General features: G+C 70.5%; 18 protein-coding genes. 6 read left to right on the plus strand and 12 right to left on the minus strand.

The features are described from left to right. Positions 1 to 28: 28 nt before the first annotated feature. The 5 genes from PGN25_07630 to PGN25_07650 all read right to left on the minus strand — a co-directional run bounded on the left by PGN25_07630 (position 29) and on the right by PGN25_07650 (position 4,880). Positions 29 to 2,368, minus strand: a complete 2,340-nt coding sequence (locus tag PGN25_07630; GenBank protein MEH3117467.1) for a TonB-dependent receptor — start codon at positions 2,366 to 2,368, stop codon at positions 29 to 31. A gap of 39 nt (positions 2,369 to 2,407) precedes the next feature. After that, positions 2,408 to 2,773 (minus strand): hypothetical protein, encoded by a 366-nt coding sequence (locus PGN25_07635; GenBank protein MEH3117468.1) that lies wholly within the window; start codon positions 2,771 to 2,773, stop codon positions 2,408 to 2,410. Positions 2,774 to 2,882: 109 nt separating this feature from the next. Then, the gene (locus tag PGN25_07640) at positions 2,883 to 3,290 is read right to left on the minus strand and encodes a hypothetical protein (GenBank protein MEH3117469.1); all 408 of its coding nucleotides are present in this window, start codon (positions 3,288 to 3,290) and stop codon (positions 2,883 to 2,885) included. 173 nt (positions 3,291 to 3,463) lie between these two features. After that, positions 3,464 to 4,123 carry a 3-oxoacid CoA-transferase subunit B gene (locus PGN25_07645; protein MEH3117470.1) on the minus strand — a complete coding sequence of 220 codons (660 nt, stop codon included), beginning with the start codon at positions 4,121 to 4,123 and terminating at the stop codon, positions 3,464 to 3,466. 19 nt (positions 4,124 to 4,142) lie between these two features. Beyond that, on the minus strand, positions 4,143 to 4,880 hold the full coding sequence (locus tag PGN25_07650; protein ID MEH3117471.1) for a CoA transferase subunit A: 738 nt from the start codon (positions 4,878 to 4,880) through the stop codon (positions 4,143 to 4,145). 358 nt (positions 4,881 to 5,238) lie between these two features. Here PGN25_07650 and PGN25_07655 point away from each other — a divergent pair, with 358 nt between their 5' ends. Further along, positions 5,239 to 7,140, plus strand: a complete 1,902-nt coding sequence (locus PGN25_07655; GenBank protein MEH3117472.1) for an AsmA family protein — start codon at positions 5,239 to 5,241, stop codon at positions 7,138 to 7,140. Positions 7,141 to 7,173: 33 nt separating this feature from the next. Here the strand turns inward: PGN25_07655 and PGN25_07660 are convergent, their stop codons facing one another. Then, on the minus strand, positions 7,174 to 8,460 hold the full coding sequence (locus PGN25_07660) for a D-alanyl-D-alanine carboxypeptidase (protein ID MEH3117473.1): 1,287 nt from the start codon (positions 8,458 to 8,460) through the stop codon (positions 7,174 to 7,176). A 435-nt stretch (positions 8,461 to 8,895) separates the two neighbouring features. Between PGN25_07660 and rnd the strand changes: the two genes are divergently transcribed. The 3 genes from rnd to PGN25_07675 all read left to right on the plus strand — a co-directional run bounded on the left by rnd (position 8,896) and on the right by PGN25_07675 (position 11,595). Further along, a complete protein-coding gene (gene rnd / locus PGN25_07665) occupies positions 8,896 to 10,050 on the plus strand; it encodes a ribonuclease D (GenBank protein ID MEH3117474.1) in 1,155 nt (384 codons plus the stop codon). A gap of 279 nt (positions 10,051 to 10,329) precedes the next feature. After that, on the plus strand, positions 10,330 to 11,265 hold the full coding sequence (locus PGN25_07670) for a DNA-3-methyladenine glycosylase (protein ID MEH3117475.1): 936 nt from the start codon (positions 10,330 to 10,332) through the stop codon (positions 11,263 to 11,265). 111 nt (positions 11,266 to 11,376) lie between these two features. Then, complete coding sequence (locus PGN25_07675; protein ID MEH3117476.1) at positions 11,377 to 11,595, plus strand: hypothetical protein; 219 nt, start codon at positions 11,377 to 11,379, stop codon at positions 11,593 to 11,595. 15 nt (positions 11,596 to 11,610) lie between these two features. Here PGN25_07675 and PGN25_07680 read toward each other — a convergent pair whose 3' ends face one another. The 3 genes from PGN25_07680 to PGN25_07690 all read right to left on the minus strand — a co-directional run bounded on the left by PGN25_07680 (position 11,611) and on the right by PGN25_07690 (position 14,749). Continuing rightward, positions 11,611 to 12,519, minus strand: coding sequence for a metallophosphoesterase (locus tag PGN25_07680; protein ID MEH3117477.1), 909 nt, complete (start codon positions 12,517 to 12,519; stop codon positions 11,611 to 11,613). 284 nt (positions 12,520 to 12,803) lie between these two features. Next, positions 12,804 to 13,019, minus strand: a complete 216-nt coding sequence (locus PGN25_07685) for a hypothetical protein (protein ID MEH3117478.1) — start codon at positions 13,017 to 13,019, stop codon at positions 12,804 to 12,806. A 338-nt stretch (positions 13,020 to 13,357) separates the two neighbouring features. Then, positions 13,358 to 14,749 carry an aminotransferase gene (locus tag PGN25_07690; protein ID MEH3117479.1) on the minus strand — a complete coding sequence of 464 codons (1,392 nt, stop codon included), beginning with the start codon at positions 14,747 to 14,749 and terminating at the stop codon, positions 13,358 to 13,360. 119 nt (positions 14,750 to 14,868) lie between these two features. On the opposite strand from PGN25_07690, the gene PGN25_07695 reads away from it, so the two are divergent. Next, a complete protein-coding gene (locus PGN25_07695; protein MEH3117480.1) occupies positions 14,869 to 15,408 on the plus strand; it encodes a hypothetical protein in 540 nt (179 codons plus the stop codon). 22 nt (positions 15,409 to 15,430) lie between these two features. Here PGN25_07695 and PGN25_07700 read toward each other — a convergent pair whose 3' ends face one another. Beyond that, positions 15,431 to 15,793 carry a hypothetical protein gene (locus PGN25_07700; protein ID MEH3117481.1) on the minus strand — a complete coding sequence of 121 codons (363 nt, stop codon included), beginning with the start codon at positions 15,791 to 15,793 and terminating at the stop codon, positions 15,431 to 15,433. A gap of 431 nt (positions 15,794 to 16,224) precedes the next feature. Beyond that, on the minus strand, positions 16,225 to 17,028 hold the full coding sequence (locus tag PGN25_07705) for a response regulator (GenBank protein ID MEH3117482.1): 804 nt from the start codon (positions 17,026 to 17,028) through the stop codon (positions 16,225 to 16,227). Positions 17,029 to 17,215: 187 nt separating this feature from the next. Between PGN25_07705 and PGN25_07710 the strand changes: the two genes are divergently transcribed. Beyond that, complete coding sequence (locus PGN25_07710; protein ID MEH3117483.1) at positions 17,216 to 17,437, plus strand: NepR family anti-sigma factor; 222 nt, start codon at positions 17,216 to 17,218, stop codon at positions 17,435 to 17,437. Positions 17,438 to 17,498: 61 nt separating this feature from the next. Here PGN25_07710 and PGN25_07715 read toward each other — a convergent pair whose 3' ends face one another. Further along, positions 17,499 to 17,675, minus strand: a complete 177-nt coding sequence (locus PGN25_07715) for a DUF1328 domain-containing protein (GenBank protein ID MEH3117484.1) — start codon at positions 17,673 to 17,675, stop codon at positions 17,499 to 17,501. Positions 17,676 to 17,871 lie beyond the last annotated feature (196 nt).

Raw genomic sequence — 17,871 nt, forward strand, 5'->3', positions numbered from 1 at the left:
GCCGGCAGCCACCTTTCGGGACGATGCTCTAGAACGACAGCTTCATGCCCGCCACGAACGTCCGCGGCGGTCCGGCGAAGATCGAGCCCGTGGTGCCGGCGAGGACGGCCCGGCCGTTCTGAAGCCCCGTCGTCGCGTCGATCGTGTTCGCCAGCGGATTGGCCGAGCCGACATACGCCGTGTCGAGCACGTTGCGCACCTCGCCGTAGAGGTCGATGCGCCGGGCATAGCCGTTCGTCGGCGCCGCCGAATAGTGGACGTTGAGATTCAGGATCACGAAGCCGGGCACCTTCAGCAGGTTGGCGCTGTCGACGAAGGTGCCGTCCTGCGCCACCACCTCGGCGAAGCCGCCGAGCCCGGCGAGCGGTCCCGCCGGCACGTCGTAGCCGACCCGGGCCAGGAGCTGGTGGGCCGGCACGCCGGGGATGCGTTGGCCGGCCCGGTCGAAGCGCGCGGTGAGGCTGCCGGCGCTGATCTGCTCGACGTAGTCGGTGTAGACCTGATCGTCGAAGGTGTAGGCGAGCACGCCGCGCCAGCCCGGCGCGAAGGTCCAATCGGCCCCGACCTCGATGCCGCGATGCTCGGAGGCCGGCGCGTTGAAGGTGTAGCTGAGCAGGCCCGCCCCCGGCGACTGCGTGACGAGTTCGTTGCGGAAGAACTCGTAGAAGCCGGTGACGCCGAGCTTCAGCCCTTCGAACGGGATGACGTCGGCGCCGAGGTCGAACCCCAGATTCTCCTGCGTCTTCAGGTCGGCATTGTTGCCGGGAAGCCCGGCGGAGGTCACGAACAGGCTCGAGAAGGACGGCGTCGAGTAGCCGGTGGCCACGCGGCCGCGCAGGGCCCAGGCCGGATCCGGCCGATAGACCAGGGCGAATTCCGGCGCGACGTTGAGGAAGCGGCGGTCGGCCCGCGCCAGGGTCGCCGTCGTGCCGGCGGCCGTCGTCGCGAAGGTGCGGTTGCGCCCGACGATGCCCGTCTCCTCCGCGCCGATCCCGGCCGCCGCCGTCCATTCGGGCGCCAGTTCGAGTTCGAGCCGCGCCCGCCCGCCGAGATTGGATTGCAGCGCGTCCTGGAACCCGATCAGCGCGCCGAGCCGGGGGCCGGCGTAGGGCGCGCGGTTGTAGGTCGAGGCGGTGATGTCGACGGCGCTGTAGGCGAGTGCCACGTAGCCCACTGTCGGCAGGCCGAACGCCTCGCCGCGCCGGGTCAGGTCGGTCATCGCGAAATAGGAGGGCAGGCTGCCCCGGCCGGAGGTGGTGTAGAAGGGCTGGTTGTAGTTGCGCTCGTCGAAGCCGACCTGCACCCGCCACGTGGTCTGCGCGTCGATGTCGTGCTCCCAGCGCCCGGCGACGATCGTGCGCCGGTCGCTGCGGCGGAACGCGCCTTCCGTCGCCGTCACCGGCACCCGGGAGCCGAAGGCGCCGTTGGCCAGCAGGCCGAAGGTGGTGCAGCCGGGCGCGGCGGTCGCGGCCGCCTCGCAGCCGCGCTGGTAGGGATTGATGCGGAACTGATCGAGCGAGGCCCGGGCGGGGATGTTGGCGTTCACTTCGTTGTCGATCACCTTCAGCGTGAAGCGGTTGTCCGGGCTCGGGGTGTAGCTCGCCAGCAGGTTGACCGTCTGCGTGTCGTAGGAGGAATGGTCCTGGTAGCCGTTGGCGCGCAGATCGCTGGCGAACAGGCTGACCTCGAACGGTCCGCTGACCCCGCCGACGCTGAAATAGCTGTTGAGATAGCCGAAGCTGCCGGCATCGACGCCGATCTCGTAGCCGTCGATCTCGCGGCCGGTGCGGGTGCGGAAGGCCAGCGCGCCGCCGGTGGCGTAGTTGCCGAACAGGGCCGATTGCGGTCCCCGGAACACGTCGATGCGCGAATAGGCCCGCGGATCGACCAGATCGAAGCGCGAGGCGCCGTCGGCCTGGGTGACGGGGAAGCCGTCCTCCAGGACGACCATGTTGCGCGTGACGCCGGTGGCGCGGGCGTTGTTGCCGCGGATCGAGATCACCACGTCGCGCCCGCCATTGCCCTGGCGCAGGGTCACGCCGGGGCTGTCGAGGAGCACCGTGCCGATGCTGGTGGCCGGCCGGGCGGCGATGGTGCCCTCGCGCCCGACGGCGGTGACGACCTGCCCGACCGGGCGCTCGATCACGAGCGGCGCCGATCCCGGCGGACCGGCGACGCCGAAGCCGGGCGAGGCGGAAGCCGCGCCGGCCCGGGGGCGGGACGTTCCATCGCCGGTGACGGCGAGTTCTTCGAGGGTGACGGTTTCGCCGGCGGCTGCATCGGGAGCCGCTTGCGCCGAAGCCGTGATGGACAGGGCGAGCCATGCGACGGCGCAGCGTGCCGTGCTGCCCGACAAGGGGGAAGGCATGAGTTCAGGGTCCGTGACTGAGGGATCGGGGTGATCGGCTCAGACGGCGGGCGGACCTCGGGGACCGGTGCCCTGATTGGGCGGGGCACGGGCGCGGATCGTCTCGGCGGCGCGCCACGGGATCGGCGCGGCGCGCGGCGGCCAGGCCGGCCGATGGGAGACGGCCGGTGCCGGCCCGGGGATGACGACGGCCTGGACCTGGGTGCAGCAATCACGATGCCCGCAGGCCCTGCCGTCATCGGAGGGCGCGCCGGCGGCATCGTGCTCCGCGCACAGGACGCTGCCGGTAAAGGACGGCGCGGCGGGCGCGAGAACCGTGAGGAAGGCCTGGAGCGCGAGCGCGTAGAGCGCGATCACCCCGATGATCGCGCGGCCGTGCACGGATCGGTGCGGGCGCTCGCGCATGGCCAAGCTCATACGGAGCGTCCGCGCATCCGGTCAACGCGGTTGTCCGCGTCGGTCGGCACTTCAGGATGACGCGCACGCCTTCGGGCAGCGCGATGTTCGAAAGCCTTCAGGCCGGCAGGCCGGCCGGCTCGAACAGGAAGTCGTCCACGGAGGGGATCGTGACCGCGAGGTTCGCGCCGTAACCGGCCTTCGACAGGCGCCAGGGGCGCTCGGAGCGGGCGCGGATCGCCTCGGAGGGGCGCAGGCGGCGCAGGGAGCCGTCCTCGCCCATCTCCTCGATCGTCAGGAAGCCGTAGACCTGAAGGCGCGAGGCGATCAGCTTGGTCTCGCGGTCGCCCGCCGGAACCCGCAGGCTGCCGGTGGCATAGACCGCGTCCATCAGATTGCGCTGGTCGGCCCTGGCCCGGCTGCGCGGAGCCTCGACCGCTCCGAACGCCGCGTTGACGGCTCCCTGCCGGGCGGCCGCGGGCCGGCGGAAGGGGATGACGTTGTCCGTTCCCGGAACGCTACGCATGCACACAGCACCTTCGTATCGACAAAAGCTCCCAGACCGGTGCGCTCTCACGGCGCCTGTCCGGTCGATGCGAAGCTTTCGACGATCCCGATTAATGCCTGCTTAGCCATGCCCGGCCGCGGCCGGCGGAAGGCGTCCCGAAACGGGCCGCCTTCCCCGTTGCTCCCTGCGCCTCAGTTCAGCGCGACGGCGAAGTCCCCTTCGGTCCTGGCGCGGATCTCGTCCTCGGTGACGCCGTCGGCGAGTTCGATCAGGGTCATGCCGCCGTCGCCCTTCTTGTCGATGGTGAACACGCCGAGATCCGTGATCACCATGTCGACGACGCCCGTGCCGGTCAGCGGCAGGTCGCAGGCCTTCAGCAGCTTCGCGCTCTCCGAGCCGTCCTTGCCCTTGGCGACGTGCTCCATCACCACCACGACCTTCTTCACGCCCGCCACGAGGTCCATCGCCCCACCCATCCCCTTCACCATCTTGCCGGGGATCATCCAGTTGGCGAGGTCGCCGTTCTGCGCCACCTGCATCGCGCCGAGGATCGACAGGTCGATGTGCCCGCCGCGGATCATCCCGAACGAGTCGGCGGACGAGAAGTAGCTGGTCGTCGGCAGCGCCGTGATGGTCTGCTTGCCGGCGTTGATGAGGTCGGGATCCTCCTCGCCCTCGTAGGGGAACGGCCCCATGCCGAGCATGCCGTTCTCGGACTGCAACTGCACCGACATGCCCTCGGGGATGTAGTTCGACACCAGCGTCGGGATGCCGATGCCGAGGTTCACGTAGAAGCCGTCCTCCAGCTCCTTGGCGGCGCGCTCCGCCATCTGCTCGCGGGTCCAGGCCATTGTTGTCGATCTCCCCTGCTCAGATCTGGCCGCCGCCGGCCGCCGCCGCGTCCGGCTCCTTGCGCCGGCGCACGGTGCGCTGCTCGATCCGCTTCTCGCGCGCCGGCACGTGGAGGATGCGGCCGATGAAGATGCCCGGCGTGTGGATGTGGTCGGGGTCGATCTCGCCCGGCTGCACGAGGTGCTCGACCTGCGCGACCGTGACCTCGGCGGCGGTCGCCATCATCGGATTGAAGTTGCGCGCGGTCTTCCGGTAGACGAGGTTGCCTTCCGTATCGCCCTTCCAGGCGTGGACGATGGCGAGATCGGCGAACAGCCCGCGCTCCATCACGTAGCTCTCGCCGTCGAACGCGCGCACCTCCTTGCCCTCCGCGACCTGGGTGCCGACGCCGGTCTTGGTGAAGAAGGCCGGGATGCCGGCCCCGCCCGCGCGGATGCGCTCGGCGAGGGTGCCTTGCGGGTTGAACTCGATCTCGAGCTCGCCGCCGAGATACTGGCGGGCGAACTCCTTGTTCTCGCCGACATAGGACGAGATCATCTTCCTGACCTGGCGGGTGTCGAGCAGCTTGCCGAGGCCCACGCCGTCGATACCGGCATTGTTGGAGATGACGGTCAGGTCCTTCACGCCGGAGGCCTGAATGGCGTCGATCAACTCGTCGGGGATGCCGCACAGGCCGAAGCCGCCGGCCATGATCGTCATGCCGTCGCGCAGCAGGCCGGCCAGCGCCGCCTTCGGATCCGGATAGACCTTCTTCATCGAAAACCGTCCCTCCCTCGTCGTCTTCGCCACGGCGGGCGCGACCGCCTCGAAGGCGGCCGGCCGCACGCTCGATCGATGGGGATCGGGTGTGCAACGCGAGTCGCCCTTCGTCAAACCGGCGACGCAATCGTTCGCGATGCAAAAGCCTCGTGCCGTCACCATCCACCGGTCCGAAGGGACGCGGCCGAGCGTTCTCCCCGGAGGGCGGCCCGCATCGTCCACCGCGTTGCGGTCCCGTCATCGTTCGTTCGCGAGACAAGAGGGACCGGAACCGGCTAAAGGATCGGGCCGCACGGCTCGTCACGCCGACACGGTCCGGCTCGAAACCGATCGCGTCGTCTGCCCACGGAGTGCAATGTCGCTGCGCCGCACCCTTCCCGCCCTCGGACTCGGGCTGCTCGCCACGGGATTGGTCGCCGCCTGCCTGCCGTGGTCGATCGAGGCGCCCGGGGCGACCCGCTTCGTCAGCCGGAACCTGCAACAGAGCTGGGGCGTCGCGCTCGCCGCCCGGGGGCGCACCGAGGTGGTGGTGCTTCCCCTCCCCCGGATCGTGTTCGACGACATCCGCCTGACCGAGGGCGATGCCGCCGGGCCTGTGCTGGCCTCGGGCGGGAGCCTGTCGCTCCAGCTCGGCCTCGCCGCCCTGCTGACCGGCCGCGTCGAGGTCGATTCGCTGACGCTCGACGGCGCCGAGGTGATGCTGCCGCGCGATGCCCGCGATTCCCGCTGGGCCCAGGCCGCCGAGCGCCTGACCCACGCCATCGCCGGCGAGGACGGCGACCGGCCGCGGCGGATCATCCTGGCCCGCTGCGGGGTCACGGGACGCGACCCGCGCGACAGCGCGCTGAAGACCGCCCGCGACGTCGATCTCACGATCTCCTGGCCGACATGGAGCGAGAGCCTCGCCCTGACAGGCGGCCTGAGGTGGGAGGGCGGCAGCGTCCGGCTCACGCTCTCCGACCTGCACCCGCACGCGCTCCTCTCCGGCGGCGCGAGCCCCTTCGCCGCCGCCCTCTCCTGGCCCTCGGGCTCGCTGAGCGCGGAGGGCCGCGGCAGCCTGCGTGACGGTATCAAGGTTTCGGGCACCGGCAGTCTCCAGACCCGCTCCCTGCGCGGCACGCTGGCCCTCGCCGGGGGCGATCTCGCCCTGTCCCCCTTCGTCGAGGATTTGTCCGTCGAGGGCAGCTTCGAGGCCGCGTCGGGCCAGATCCAGTTCCCGAACGTGACGGTGCGCACGGGCGGCAACGTCTTGGAGGGGGCCGGCTCGGCCGCCTTCGGTTCGGGGCGCACCGCCATGCAGGCGACGCTCGCCGCCGAGAGCCTCAACCTCTCGCCGCTTCTCGCCGACCTGCTGCGCCTGACCGGGTTCGACGAAGGGGCCGACGACCGGGCGTGGCGCTCCCGCTCCCTCGACCTCGCGCCCTTGACCGCGGGCGACCTCGACCTGCGGATCTCGGCCGGCAGCGCCCGGATCGGCCCGGTGCAGATGACCGACCTCGCCTCCAGCGTCCTCGTGCGCGAGGGCGGCATCGAAGCCTCGCTCGGCCGGGCCGGCGTGCAGGGCGGCGTGGTCAAGGGGCGTGTCACCCTGGCGGGGGACGATGGGGATGCCGCGCTCACCCGCGTCAAGGCGCAGGGCAGTTTCGACGGGATCGATCTCGGCGCCCTGCTGAACGATCTCGGCCAATCCCGCTGGATGCTCGGCGTGAGCCAGGGCAGCCTCGCGCTGGAGGGTGAGGGCCGCGATGCCGATGCCTTCGCCCGCTCGGTCGCCGGCCGGGTCGCGCTGGCGAGCGCCGACGGCGCGATCGCCGGCCTCGACCTCGCCGACGTGATCCATCGCGGCGGGACCGTCGCGCCCGGGGCGCTGGCCCGGCGCAACGGCCGGACGCCCTTCGAACGCGCCGCCGTCACGCTGTTGTTCGCCGACGGCGTCGGCGAGATCGTGGAGGGCTCGCTCGCCTCCCGCACCCTCGACGCGTCGCTGCACGGGCGCATCTCCCTGGTCGACCGCCGCTTCCAGGCACGGGCCGAGTTGCTGTCGCGGGTCGCCGCCTCCGCGGAGGGGACGCCGCCCGCGACCGCTCTGTTCGAGATCGCCGGACCGTGGGACGCCGTGACGGCTCGCCGAAGCCAGCATGCGCAGGCCGACGATCCGCGGCAGCGCGTTCTCGGGAAAGGCTTCCGGCGCCCGGGAGCCGACCTGCCGCTCGGGATCCGCGCCTACGTCCCCGCCCATTCGGCGGGGAACCCCTGACGGTCCCCCGGCCTCTGGCCCGGTTCGTCCCGCTCAGGAATGTCCGCTCGCGCTGCCGGCGGCGGACGTGCCGCCCGAGCCGGTGCCGCCGGCGCTGGTGCCGCCCTCGCTGGTGCTGCCCTTGGCCTTCTCGAAGGCGCGGCGGACCAGATCCGTGCCGACTTCCAGCGCCGCGTCGAGCGCCCGCTGCGACAGGGTGCCCGCTTCCACCGTCTCCCCGGCATAGAGCGGCTGCTCCAGGGCGAGAGAATCGCCGCGGGTGACGCGCAGGCGGGCGACCTCGCGGCCCTGCTCGACGGGGGCGACGAGCGGCCCCTGGTAGACCACCTTGGCGGTCACCCGGTCGGAGGTGCCGCGGGGCAGGAGCAGGCGCACGGGCCTGTTGGCCACGACCGGCACCGAGCCCTTTTCGCCGCCGAACACCGAGACCTCGGCCACGGTCTCGTTCGCCGCGAAGACCTGCCGCGGCTCGAAAGCGCGGAAGCCCCATTCCATCAGCTTGCGGGCCTCGGCCGCGCGGTCGCGGGCGGTCTTCAGGCCCGAGACCACCATGATCAGCCGCTGCCCGTTCTGCACCGCCGAGCCGGTCAGCGCGTAGCCGGATTCTTCGAGGTAGCCGGTCTTCAGGCCGTCGGCGCCGATATCGAGGGTCAGGAGCGGGTTGCGGTTCTGCTGCTTGATCTTGTTCCAGGTGAACTCGCGCTCGGAGTAGATCTTGTAGAATTCCGGATAGGTCTCGATCAGGTACTGGGCGATCCGCGCCAGGTCGCGGGCGGTCACCTTCTGGTCGGGCGCCGAGTAGCCGGTCGCGTTGCGGAAGGTCGAGTGCGTCATCCCGATCTCCTTCGCGCGCTGGTTCATCATGCCGGCGAAGGCTTCCTCGGTGCCGGCCATGTTCTCGGCGATGGTGATCGCCGCGTCGTTGCCCGACTGCACGATCAGGCCGCGCAGCAGGTCGGAGAGCTTGATGCGGCTGTTGACCTGCGCGAACATCGAGGAGCCGCCGCCCCCCGCTCCGCCGCGGCGCCACGCGTCCTCGGTCACCGTGAATTCGGTGTCCATGGAGAGCCGCCCCTCCTTGATGGCGCGGAACACGATCTCCGCCGTCATCAGCTTGGCCATGCTCGCCGGGGAGAAGGGCTCGTCGGCGGCTTTCTCGAACAGCACCGAGCCGGATTCGGCATCGATCAGAATCGCGTGGACGGCCGCCGTCTGGAAGGCCTGGGCGCGGGCAGGGCCCGGATACGAGGCGGCGGCGAGCACCACGGACAGCAGGGCCGCCACCGCCCGACATGCCGTTGAAAACCGTTGCCCACGCATCGTCGCCTCTCCCGTGATCCCGTCTTCCGCCCGCTCTCGCCAAGCGTGACCTTAGACTGGATAGAATGCGATTTCGAAGACAAAGTTCGCTTCTTCACCGCGTCACGAACGCGCCTTCGGGGCCGGCCGCGACGTGTGGAAGAACCGGCCGATCCCTGCATCGAACCCATGGATTTCCGGGACTTTTACCCCAACGAGGAGCGGTCCGCCCGCCATCGCCCGCCGGCCGACGCGCCCGGCGGGCGCAGCCGGTCGAGACCGGCATTCTCGATCGGCTGCTCGCCCGGGGCGAGGCCCGGCGCCGGGTCCGCGGAGGCCGTTCGTCCCGTCAGGCCGCGTGAGCGGGCGAAGTTTCCGTCGCCGCGCGCAATCGTATGGGGACAAGCGCCCTCTCGTCGTCTCGCGATAGCGCACGACCTTCGGTATAGCCGGTTCATGGAACTGATCTCCGCAACGCAGGCCCTGTCCGACGCCTGTGCCCGGCTCGCCGCGCAGCCCTTCGTGACCGTCGATACGGAGTTCATGCGCGAGACGACCTATTATCCGAAGCTCTGCCTGATCCAGATGGCCGGGCCGGACGGATTCGTCTGCCTCGTCGATCCCCTCGCCCAGGATCTCGATCTCCGGCCGTTCTTCGAATTGATGGCGGACGAGGGCACCGTGAAGGTGTTTCACTCGGCCCGGCAGGATCTGGAGATCATCTGGCTGCTCGGCGGGCTCCTGCCGCATCCGTTCTTCGACACGCAGGTCGCCGCGATGGTCTGCGGCTACGGCGACTCGGTCTCCTACGAGCAGCTCGTCAACGACGTCGCCAAGGCGCGCATCGACAAGTCGTCCCGCTTCACCGACTGGTCGCGCCGCCCCCTCTCCGAGGCGCAGCTCGCCTACGCGCTCTCCGACGTCACCCATCTCGTGACGATCTATCAGATGCTCGCCGCCGAACTGGTGCGGACCGACCGCGGCCTCTGGCTCGACGAGGAGATGGCGGTCCTCACCTCGCCCGAGACCTATCAGGCCGAGCCCGCCCAGGCGTGGCGCCGGCTCTCGGGGCGGATGCGCAAGCCGCGCGAGATCGCCGTGCTGATGGAGGTGGCCGGCTGGCGCGAGGCGGAGGCGCAGAGCCGCAACGTGCCCCGCGGGCGCATCCTCAAGGACGAGGCGGTGATCGACATCGCCACCGCGGCGCCCCGCAGTGTCGAGGCGCTGGGACGGCTGCGGACGATCCCCGCGGGCTTCGAGCGCTCGCGTACCGGCTCCGAGATCCTCGCGGCGGTCGAGCGGGGCTTTGCCCGCGACCTGTCGCAGATCGCCGTGCCCGAGCGCAGCCGCTCGCGCGGCAGCGGCAGCGGCGCCCTGGTCGACCTCCTCAAGGTGCTGCTCAAGGCGGTGGCCGAGGCCGAGGGCGTGGCGCCCAAGATCATCGCCACGGTGGACGACCTGGAGGCGCTCGCCGAGGACGACGGGGCCGATGTGCCCGTGCTCCAGGGCTGGCGCCGCGGATTGTTCGGCGAGAAGGCGCTCGCGCTCAAGCACGGCCGGATGGCGCTGGCGGTGGAGCGGGGCCGGGTCACCGTGCGCGCCCTGCCGTAGCCCATGGCCGACACCTTCCTGTGACGGAGGGCGTTGCTCACGGTCATGCCCTTGGCGACGGAGCGGAAGCATCGTAATTCGGGAACAAGCTAGGAGCCCTGCGCCCGCTCCGGCTCACGCCGGACGCGACGCTGCCTCTGAAGGAGGGCCGGAATCTTGCCGTCTCGCCGACCGACCGCGTCGGTGAAACGGCCGAGTTCGGGAGCATCGGCCCGGTTGCGCCGGCCTGACGCCCGCCCGAAAGTGGGCCCGATTTTCCCGTCAGCGTCTCTCCCAACGATGCCGCCCGACACGTCCGCCGCCCCGGAGGCCGGCACCTGCTACAGGCTCGCCTGGCATCCGCCCTACGACTGGGGTCATCTCGAACGGTTCTTCGCCGACCATGCGAGCCCCGGCATCGAGACGGTCACGCCGGGCCGCTACGCCCGCACTTTCGTCCTCGACGGGCGCCGCGGCACGCTCGCCGTCACGCCCGCGGCGGGGGCTCTCTCGGTCCGCATCCGCTGCCCGGCCCCTGGGGAAACCCACGAAGGAATCCTGGCGCGGCTGCGGGCGATGTTCGATCTCGATACCGACCCGCGGGCGGTCGCGGCCGGCCTCGCCCGCGATCCGCTGACGGCGGCCCTCGTGGCGCGACGGCCGGGCCTGCGCAGGCCGGGCGCCTTCGACGGGTTCGAACTCGCGGTGCGGGCGATCCTCGGTCAGCAGGTTTCCGTCGCCGCCGCGACGCGGCTCGCCGGCCGGCTGGTCTCGACCTTCGGCACGCCGCTGGCGCCGGAGGAGCGCGGGGCCGAACCCGGCCTGACCCATCTGTTCCCCAGGCCGGAACAGCTCGTGGAGGCGGAGGTGTCGCTGGTGCTGAACATGCCCCGCGCCCGCGGCCGGGCGATCCAGGGCCTCGCCGCCGCGATGCGGGCGACGCCCGGCCTGTTCACCCCCGTCGGCGGCCTCGACGAAACGGTGGCGCGGCTGAAGGCGCTGCCGGGCATCGGCGACTGGACCGCGCACTACGTCGCCATGCGGGCGCTGGCGCAGGACGACGCCTTCCCGGCCGGCGATGTCGGCCTGATGCGGGCGCTCGATGTCGGGGCCGGACGGCCGAACCGGCCGCAACTCCTCGACCGGGCAGCGGCGTGGCGGCCCTGGCGCGCCTACGCCGCGGTGCATCTCTGGGCGGAGGACGCCGCCCGGCGGGAACCGGGGAGCAAGCCATGACGACCCGCGATCCCGGCGCCGCCGACGATTTCGGCCGCGACCGCCTCGTCCCGTGAGCGTTAACGTCTCGTTTACCATAACCGCCCACGGTCGGTCTCAGGAGAGAGAGCCATGATCCGACGAGTCGGCCGTAGTTTCGATGTCCTCAGCGAGGCGCAGATCGTGGCCGGCCGCACCGCCGGCCGCCGCGTCGCCCCGGACGTCCTGGCGCCCGCGCCGAGCCCGCGGCCGATCACCCAGCTTCTCGACACCATCCAGCACGTCGCCGAGGCCGCGACCGGTGAGCGCAGCTTCCTGCATGTCGGCGGCTCCGCGCACCGGAACGGCTGAGCGAGGAGACGAGGGTCAGGCGGCGGGCGCGCCCAGCTCGATCAGCACGATCTCCGGCGGAACGCCGAAGCGGACGCCGACCCCGCTGACGCCGAGGCCGCCGGAGACGATCAGGTGGTGCCCCTCCTCGACGACGTGACCGTAGGCGAAGCGCTGGCCGAAGCGCGAGTTCAGCACCGGCGAGTAGCCCAGCACGCGGATCTGGCCGCCATGGGTGTGGCCCGCCAGCGTGAGGGAGATGCGGGGCGGCACCTTCACGAAGATGTCGGGCTCGTGTGCCATGAGGATCACCGGCGCGTCGTCGCCGACCTGCGCCAGCGTCGCCGGGATGTCGGCGAGACTGCGGCGGCTGCCGACCGGCAGGAACGGCTCCTGATCCGCGAGCCCGGCGATCCAGAACGGGCGGCCGTCATGAACGAGCCGTACGGCGTCGTTTTCCAGAACCGGGATGCCGCGTGCCTCCAGCAGGCGACGCACTTCGACCGGCCCCTTGCCGGCTCGCATCGCCTCGCGGTCGTCCCACCAATCGTGGTTGCCGAGCACGGCGTAGGTGCCGAGCGGCGCGCGCAGCTCCGCGGCGAGCCGGGCGAAATCGGGCAGCGGCACCGGCTGCCACGTCACCTTCCGTCCCGCCGGATAGTCGCCGAGCAGCAGGATCAGGTCGGGTGCGAGGGCGTTCGTCGCCGCCACGATCTCCGCGACCCGGCCGAGCGGCATGTAGGGTTCGCAGACATGGATGTCGGCGAGCACCGCGATCCGCAGGCGCAGGCCCGGGGTCCAGCCCGGCGGGGTCAGGGCGTAGCGGGTCAGCGCCAGCCGGAACCGGGGCTCGACGACGAAGGCGTAGGCGCCGCCCGAACCCAGGGTGAGCCCGGTGGCACCGAGGCCGCCCAGGACCTGCCTGCGGGTGGGGAGGATGAGCATGCCGCCAGAGCCTACGACGCGGCCGCGGCGTCAAGCCTCGATCGCAGGCCCGGTCGCAAGGTCTCAGAGCCTGTTTGACTGCGGTGCTCCCATCTCGACCCTCATCCTGAGGTGCCGCGTGAGCGGCCTCGAAGGGTGCTCCAGGGATCGCGCGGGATCTGGAGCACCCTTCGAGGCCTCCGCTGCGCTCCGGCACCTCAGGATGAGGGTCGGGATGGGAGTCATGGCTTTCCTCTCGCCTTGCCGTGGCCTGACGAAGACACGTCGACCGGCCGAACAGGCTCTTAGTCGACGGGCTCGTCCTCGTGGACGAAACGGAACGCGTTCCGGGCCTCCGCCTTGGCGCGGGCCGCCTTCAGGGCGGCGGCGTTGACGTGGACGGCGGCGGCGAGCGCCGGCAGGGCCACGGGGCGGAAGTTCTCGCGATCCCCGGCCACGGTCACCGGGGCGACGTTGCCCGGTTCTGCCGCGAAGGTCGGGGTTCGGCTGGGGGCGTACATGGTTCCTGTCCTGTCTGGTCTTCGGGGCGGCCGGTGCGGGGCCGCGGCAATGCGATTCGACGCCTCACGGGACACGAGGTCGGCGCTTCGACGATCCCTTCGACCATGCCTTGATGGCAGGATTGCGAGGATGCCGTCCGCCCTGTGATCGATCCTTCCACATGAACGGAAGCTTAAGGCTGCGCGGGAGTCCCCTTTTTCAGCAGGCCGTCAAATCGGGCACCTTGCCGGGCCATGTTTTCGTTGGGCGATAGTGCAGAGCAGCAAGCCCGATCTTGCTATGCACGCAGGAACATTACACCGCACGGTCTCTGTCACCCTTTCGGACCCGGGACACTTCAAGGGGCAGGCGCAGCCTCCAGCCCTTGCTCGGCGATCCACGCCGCGGTCCGGTCGAGGGCGCGAGCCAAGCGCTCGAACAGGGTGTCGATCTCGTCCGGCTGGATCACCAGCGGCGGGCATACGGCGATGCGGTCGCCGGCCAGGAAGCGCACGATCAGGCCCTCGGCCTGGGCGAAGGCGACGCAGCGGGCGGCCACCCCGGCCTTCGGATCGAACGGCCGCTTCGAAGCCTTGTCGGCGACGATCTCGATGCCGCCGATCAGTCCCATGCCCCGCGCCTCGCCGACGAGCGGATGGTCCGAGAGTCGCGCCAGCGCCGCCTGGAATTGCGGCGCCCGTTCGGCCGCCCGCTCGACGATGCGGTCGCGCCGGTAGATGTGGAGCGCACGGCTGGCCACGGCGCAGGCGACCGGGTGGCCTGAATAGGTGGTGCCGTGGCCGAAGCCGCCGAGCTTGGCGCTCTCGTCGAGCATCGCCCGGTAGAGCGGCTCGTCGATGCCGATGCCGCCGAGCGGCAGGTAGCCGGAGGTCAGCGCCTTGGCGAAGGACAGCGTGTGCGGGCGAAGGCCCACCGCCTCGCTGCCGAACCACGTGCCGAGCCGGCCGAAGCCGCAGATCACCTCGTCGGCGATCAGGCGCACGTCGTAGCGGTCGAGCACGGCGGAGATCGCCGCGAAATAGCCCGCGGGCGGCACGATCACCCCGCCCGCGCCCATCACCGGCTCGGCGAAGAAGGCGGCCACCGTATCGGGGTCTTCGGCGAGGATCTGCGCTTCGAGTTCGGCGGCCAGCCGCTGCGAGAAGGCCTCCTCGCTCTCGCCGGCCTCCGCGCCGCGGTAGTGGTGCGGGCAGGCGGCGTGCAGGAAACCCGCGATCGGCAGGTCCCAGTCGGTGTGGTTGGCGGGAAGTCCGGTGAGCGAGGCGGTCGCCACCGTGACGCCGTGATAGCCCTTCACGCGGCCGATGATCTTCTTCTTGCGCGGGCGCCCGAGCGCATTGTTCATGTACCAGACGAGCTTGATCTGTGCGTCGTTGGCCTCCGACCCCGAGGACGTGAAGAAGATCTTCGAGGTCGGGACCGGCATCAGTTCCTTCAGCGTCTCGGCGAGTTCGATCGCCGGATCGTGGCTGCGGCCCGAGAACAGGTGGGCGAAGGGCAGCCGGCCCATCTGCTCGGCGGCGGCCTCGACCAGTTCCTCGTTGTCGTAGCCGAGCGCGGTGCACCACAGCCCGGCCATGCCTTCGAGATAGGGGCGCCCGTCGGTGTCGTAGACCCAGACGCCGTGGCCCCGCTCCAGCACCAGCGGGCCCGTGTCCCGGAAGCTCGCGAGGTTGGTATAGGGGTGGATCAGGGTCTCGACGTCGCGGGCGGCGATGTTCGACAACATGATGCGGGCAGCCGATGAGACTTCACCGACGGGAGCGCGTCGGCAGCCCCGCCACACTAACGGCCGCAATCCCCGTCAGGAAGGCACCGCCCTCGTCTCGAAACGCGCCCATGCCCGCGATGCTCGACCCCGCCACCATCGTCGCCGTGCCCGCGCGGGGTCGGGCCTGCGGGCCCTGCACGCTGTGCTGCAAGGTCTACGCGGTGCCGGCGGTGGAAAGCCCGGCCGGGCGCTGGTGCCGGCACGTCCGTTCCGGCGGCGGTTGCGGGATTCACGCGGAGCGCCCCGATCATTGCCGGGCCTTCCACTGCCTCTGGATGACCGAGAGCTGGATCGGCCCGGAATGGCGGCCCGACCGCGCCAAGATGGTCTTGAGCCTCGACCCCGTGACCCGCTTCCTCAACGTGCAGGTCGATCCAGGGCAAGCGGGAGCGTGGAAGCGGGCGCCCTATCACGAACAACTGCGCCGCTGGGCGGCGGCCTCGCTGCCGCTGCGGCGCTACGTGCTCGTCCACGTCAACACCGGCACCACCGTCGTGTTGCCGGATCGGGACGTGCCGCTCGGCGTGTTCGGTCCCGGGGACCGGCTCGTGGCCCGCGAGCGGATGACACCGGCGGGCCCGACGGCCGATGTCGAGAAGGTCTCGCGGCCGGCTTGAACGTCGCCTGGGTCCGTCGTTCTCAGGTCATGCAGCGGCCGGGCACCATCCTGCGCGCTTCCGGGCCGACGAGCGAACTCAGCGGAGCCTCGCAGCCCTCACGCGTCAGCCGTCGCGGCTTGACCGGAAGCTCCTCCTGGGCCGAGCGGGTCGGGGCCGCCTCGCTGCGGCCGGCCGGGCGGGGCGCGGTGGCGACGCGGACCGGGCTGAGCGCGGTGGAGTAGGGCCGCATGCCCGGCAGGGGCGTCGCAGGGGCTTCGTAGGCGACGCGCGGGGCGCTCGGCGCCGCCATCGCATCGGCCTCCTGCCGAACGACCGGCAGAAGAAGCAGGGTCAGGATCGCAGCGGGGGCACTCACACCGAGGATGAAGCCGGGCCGAAGCATCTTCGCGATCTCCGATGGGAGCTTGACAGGTTGTCAGCACAACGCGGTCTTGCGATGGCCGGTTCCTTCACTGTCCCGCTTCGGGTCAAATCAGTATTCTTCTCCTCCACAGCGTTCCGCCCGCGTCGCCGGAACCGGCGTCGGCTCCGGGCCTATCGTGATAAAAAAGCACCTGTGGATGAAAAACGCGCCGTCCCGAACCGAAATCCGGAACCCGAGCGGCACATATTCGTTGAGTGAGCACCCGGCCATCTGGTCCTCCCCGCATTCCCCTTGTGCATCGGCCGGAACCTCTCCCACGGGTCGGACCATGGTCCGGCCCGTTTTTTCGTGCACACTCCCGTCGAACGCGCCATCGCCGATCCGGTCACGAAAAAGGGCGCCGGCCTCGGAGGCCGGCGCCCTTTCGTCCGTGCCGACGCGTGGTCGGCTCAGGCGGTGCGTGCCTCGCGGCGGCGGGCGCTCTGCTGGAAGAACAGCGCCTGGCTGATCACGGCCGACACGTTGGCGGGCTGGAACGGCTTGGCGATCAGGAAGGCCGGCTCCGGACGCTCGCCGGTGAGGAAGCGCTCGGGGTACGCGGTGATGAAGATCACCGGCACCTCGAAGGTCTTCAGGAGATCGTTGACGGCGTCCAGGCCGGAGGACCCATCGGCGAGCTGGATGTCGGCGAGGATCAGGCCGGGGCGCTTGCTCTCCGCGGCGATCTTCACCGCCTCGCTGCGGGTGCGCGCCACGCCGATGACGTTGTGGCCGAGGCCTTCGACCAGCGCTTCGAGATCCATGGCGATCAGCGGCTCGTCCTCGATGATGAGGATCTCGGTCGCCATGTCGGCGGCGAGTTCGCGGCCCGCCTCGTCCACGAGGTCGCGGACCTTGGCGACGTCCACGTCGAGAATCACGCCGGCATCCTCCTCCGAGAAGCCTTCGAGGCACGACAACAGGAAGGCCTGGCGGGGCAGCGGGGTGATCTGGCCGAGCCGCACCTCGGCCGGCAGGTCGTGCTGCACCTGATCGCTGGCGCCGTTGACCGAAAGCGAGTTCCAGATGCGCGTGAAGACGCGGAAGAGGTCGGCCTTGACGTTCGTGCTGCGGCCGAGGGTCTCGGGTTCGTTGACCAGCGTTTCGAGCGTGGCCGCGACATAGGCGTCGCCCGCCACCTGACTGCCCGTGAGCGCGCGCGCGTAACGGCGCAGGTACGGCAGGTGCTGCACGACCAGTTGTGCTGTGGACATGAGTTCCCCTGAGCCTCTTCGCTCTTACTTGTCGATCCGATCGATGCGCCCCTAACGCGGGGGCTCGGTGTCCGTTCCTAGCAGCCGCGGAACCGAAGCCGCATGGCGGCGTTGCTGCTGCAGCCATGACTCATGTCAAGCCGCAAGACAATCGCGGCAGATCTGGCGCCAAGGGGATCTTGAAAGCATGAACGAGGACGAGTCGGCCGGCATGTTCCCATCCGGGGACCGGCCCACTCGGGTGCGTGGGGACAGCGGGCTGAACGACCAGACCCAGAAGCGCATCGGCAACCACTTGCGTACAGTCTACGATTCCGTCGTACGGCAACCGATCCCGGATCGCTTCCGCGATTTGATCGCGCGTCTCGATGAGGCCGACTCGAAGCCTGACGATCCGGCTGGCGCCTGACCGGCCGGGCTCCGCAATGGTCGAGCCGCTCCCGTCGCCGGGGGCGGCTCGCCCGTCCGCGTCAGAGCGTCGGCGAACGCCCGCGCATCAGGCCGATCACGGCCGAGACCGCGAACAGAACGATCGCCACGAAGAAGACGAGCTTGGCGGCCTCCATGGCCGTGCCGGCAATGCCGCCGAAGCCCAGCAGGGCCGCGACGAGAGCAACCACCAGGAACGTAACAGCCCAACCGAGCATGGCGAAGATCCTTCCAAGAACTGGCACGGCCGATGCAGCCGCCTCTCGGGTTCAATAACGTCAAGTTTTCGCTCCCGGTTCCTTTGAGGTTCCTCGCCATCCAAAGACTTCATGACGAGCAGAGACCGAGGCTGGGCACCGGCCGGAACCGACTGGCAAAGCCGACCGTTCGTTACCATCTCGTGCGTGACGATCA

This window comes from Methylorubrum populi (assembly GCA_036946625.1).
In the GTDB taxonomy this organism is placed as follows: domain Bacteria; phylum Pseudomonadota; class Alphaproteobacteria; order Rhizobiales; family Beijerinckiaceae; genus Methylobacterium; species Methylobacterium populi_C.

Excerpts from the sequence above, each read along its gene's own strand:
- PGN25_07630 (MEH3117467.1), bottom strand. The coding sequence starts at position 2,368 with ATGCCTTCCCCCTTGTCGGGCAGCACGGCACGCTGCGCCGTCGCATGG.
- PGN25_07635 (MEH3117468.1), bottom strand. The coding sequence starts at position 2,773 with ATGCGCGAGCGCCCGCACCGATCCGTGCACGGCCGCGCGATCATCGGG.
- PGN25_07640 (MEH3117469.1), bottom strand. The coding sequence starts at position 3,290 with ATGCGTAGCGTTCCGGGAACGGACAACGTCATCCCCTTCCGCCGGCCC.
- PGN25_07645 (MEH3117470.1), bottom strand. The coding sequence starts at position 4,123 with ATGGCCTGGACCCGCGAGCAGATGGCGGAGCGCGCCGCCAAGGAGCTG.
- PGN25_07650 (MEH3117471.1), bottom strand. The coding sequence starts at position 4,880 with ATGAAGAAGGTCTATCCGGATCCGAAGGCGGCGCTGGCCGGCCTGCTG.
- PGN25_07655 (MEH3117472.1), top strand. The coding sequence starts at position 5,239 with ATGTCGCTGCGCCGCACCCTTCCCGCCCTCGGACTCGGGCTGCTCGCC.
- PGN25_07660 (MEH3117473.1), bottom strand. The coding sequence starts at position 8,460 with ATGCGTGGGCAACGGTTTTCAACGGCATGTCGGGCGGTGGCGGCCCTG.
- rnd (MEH3117474.1), top strand. The coding sequence starts at position 8,896 with ATGGAACTGATCTCCGCAACGCAGGCCCTGTCCGACGCCTGTGCCCGG.
- PGN25_07670 (MEH3117475.1), top strand. The coding sequence starts at position 10,330 with ATGCCGCCCGACACGTCCGCCGCCCCGGAGGCCGGCACCTGCTACAGG.
- PGN25_07675 (MEH3117476.1), top strand. The coding sequence starts at position 11,377 with ATGATCCGACGAGTCGGCCGTAGTTTCGATGTCCTCAGCGAGGCGCAG.
- PGN25_07680 (MEH3117477.1), bottom strand. The coding sequence starts at position 12,519 with ATGCTCATCCTCCCCACCCGCAGGCAGGTCCTGGGCGGCCTCGGTGCC.
- PGN25_07685 (MEH3117478.1), bottom strand. The coding sequence starts at position 13,019 with ATGTACGCCCCCAGCCGAACCCCGACCTTCGCGGCAGAACCGGGCAAC.
- PGN25_07690 (MEH3117479.1), bottom strand. The coding sequence starts at position 14,749 with ATGTTGTCGAACATCGCCGCCCGCGACGTCGAGACCCTGATCCACCCC.
- PGN25_07695 (MEH3117480.1), top strand. The coding sequence starts at position 14,869 with ATGCTCGACCCCGCCACCATCGTCGCCGTGCCCGCGCGGGGTCGGGCC.
- PGN25_07700 (MEH3117481.1), bottom strand. The coding sequence starts at position 15,793 with ATGCTTCGGCCCGGCTTCATCCTCGGTGTGAGTGCCCCCGCTGCGATC.
- PGN25_07705 (MEH3117482.1), bottom strand. The coding sequence starts at position 17,028 with ATGTCCACAGCACAACTGGTCGTGCAGCACCTGCCGTACCTGCGCCGT.
- PGN25_07710 (MEH3117483.1), top strand. The coding sequence starts at position 17,216 with ATGAACGAGGACGAGTCGGCCGGCATGTTCCCATCCGGGGACCGGCCC.
- PGN25_07715 (MEH3117484.1), bottom strand. The coding sequence starts at position 17,675 with ATGCTCGGTTGGGCTGTTACGTTCCTGGTGGTTGCTCTCGTCGCGGCC.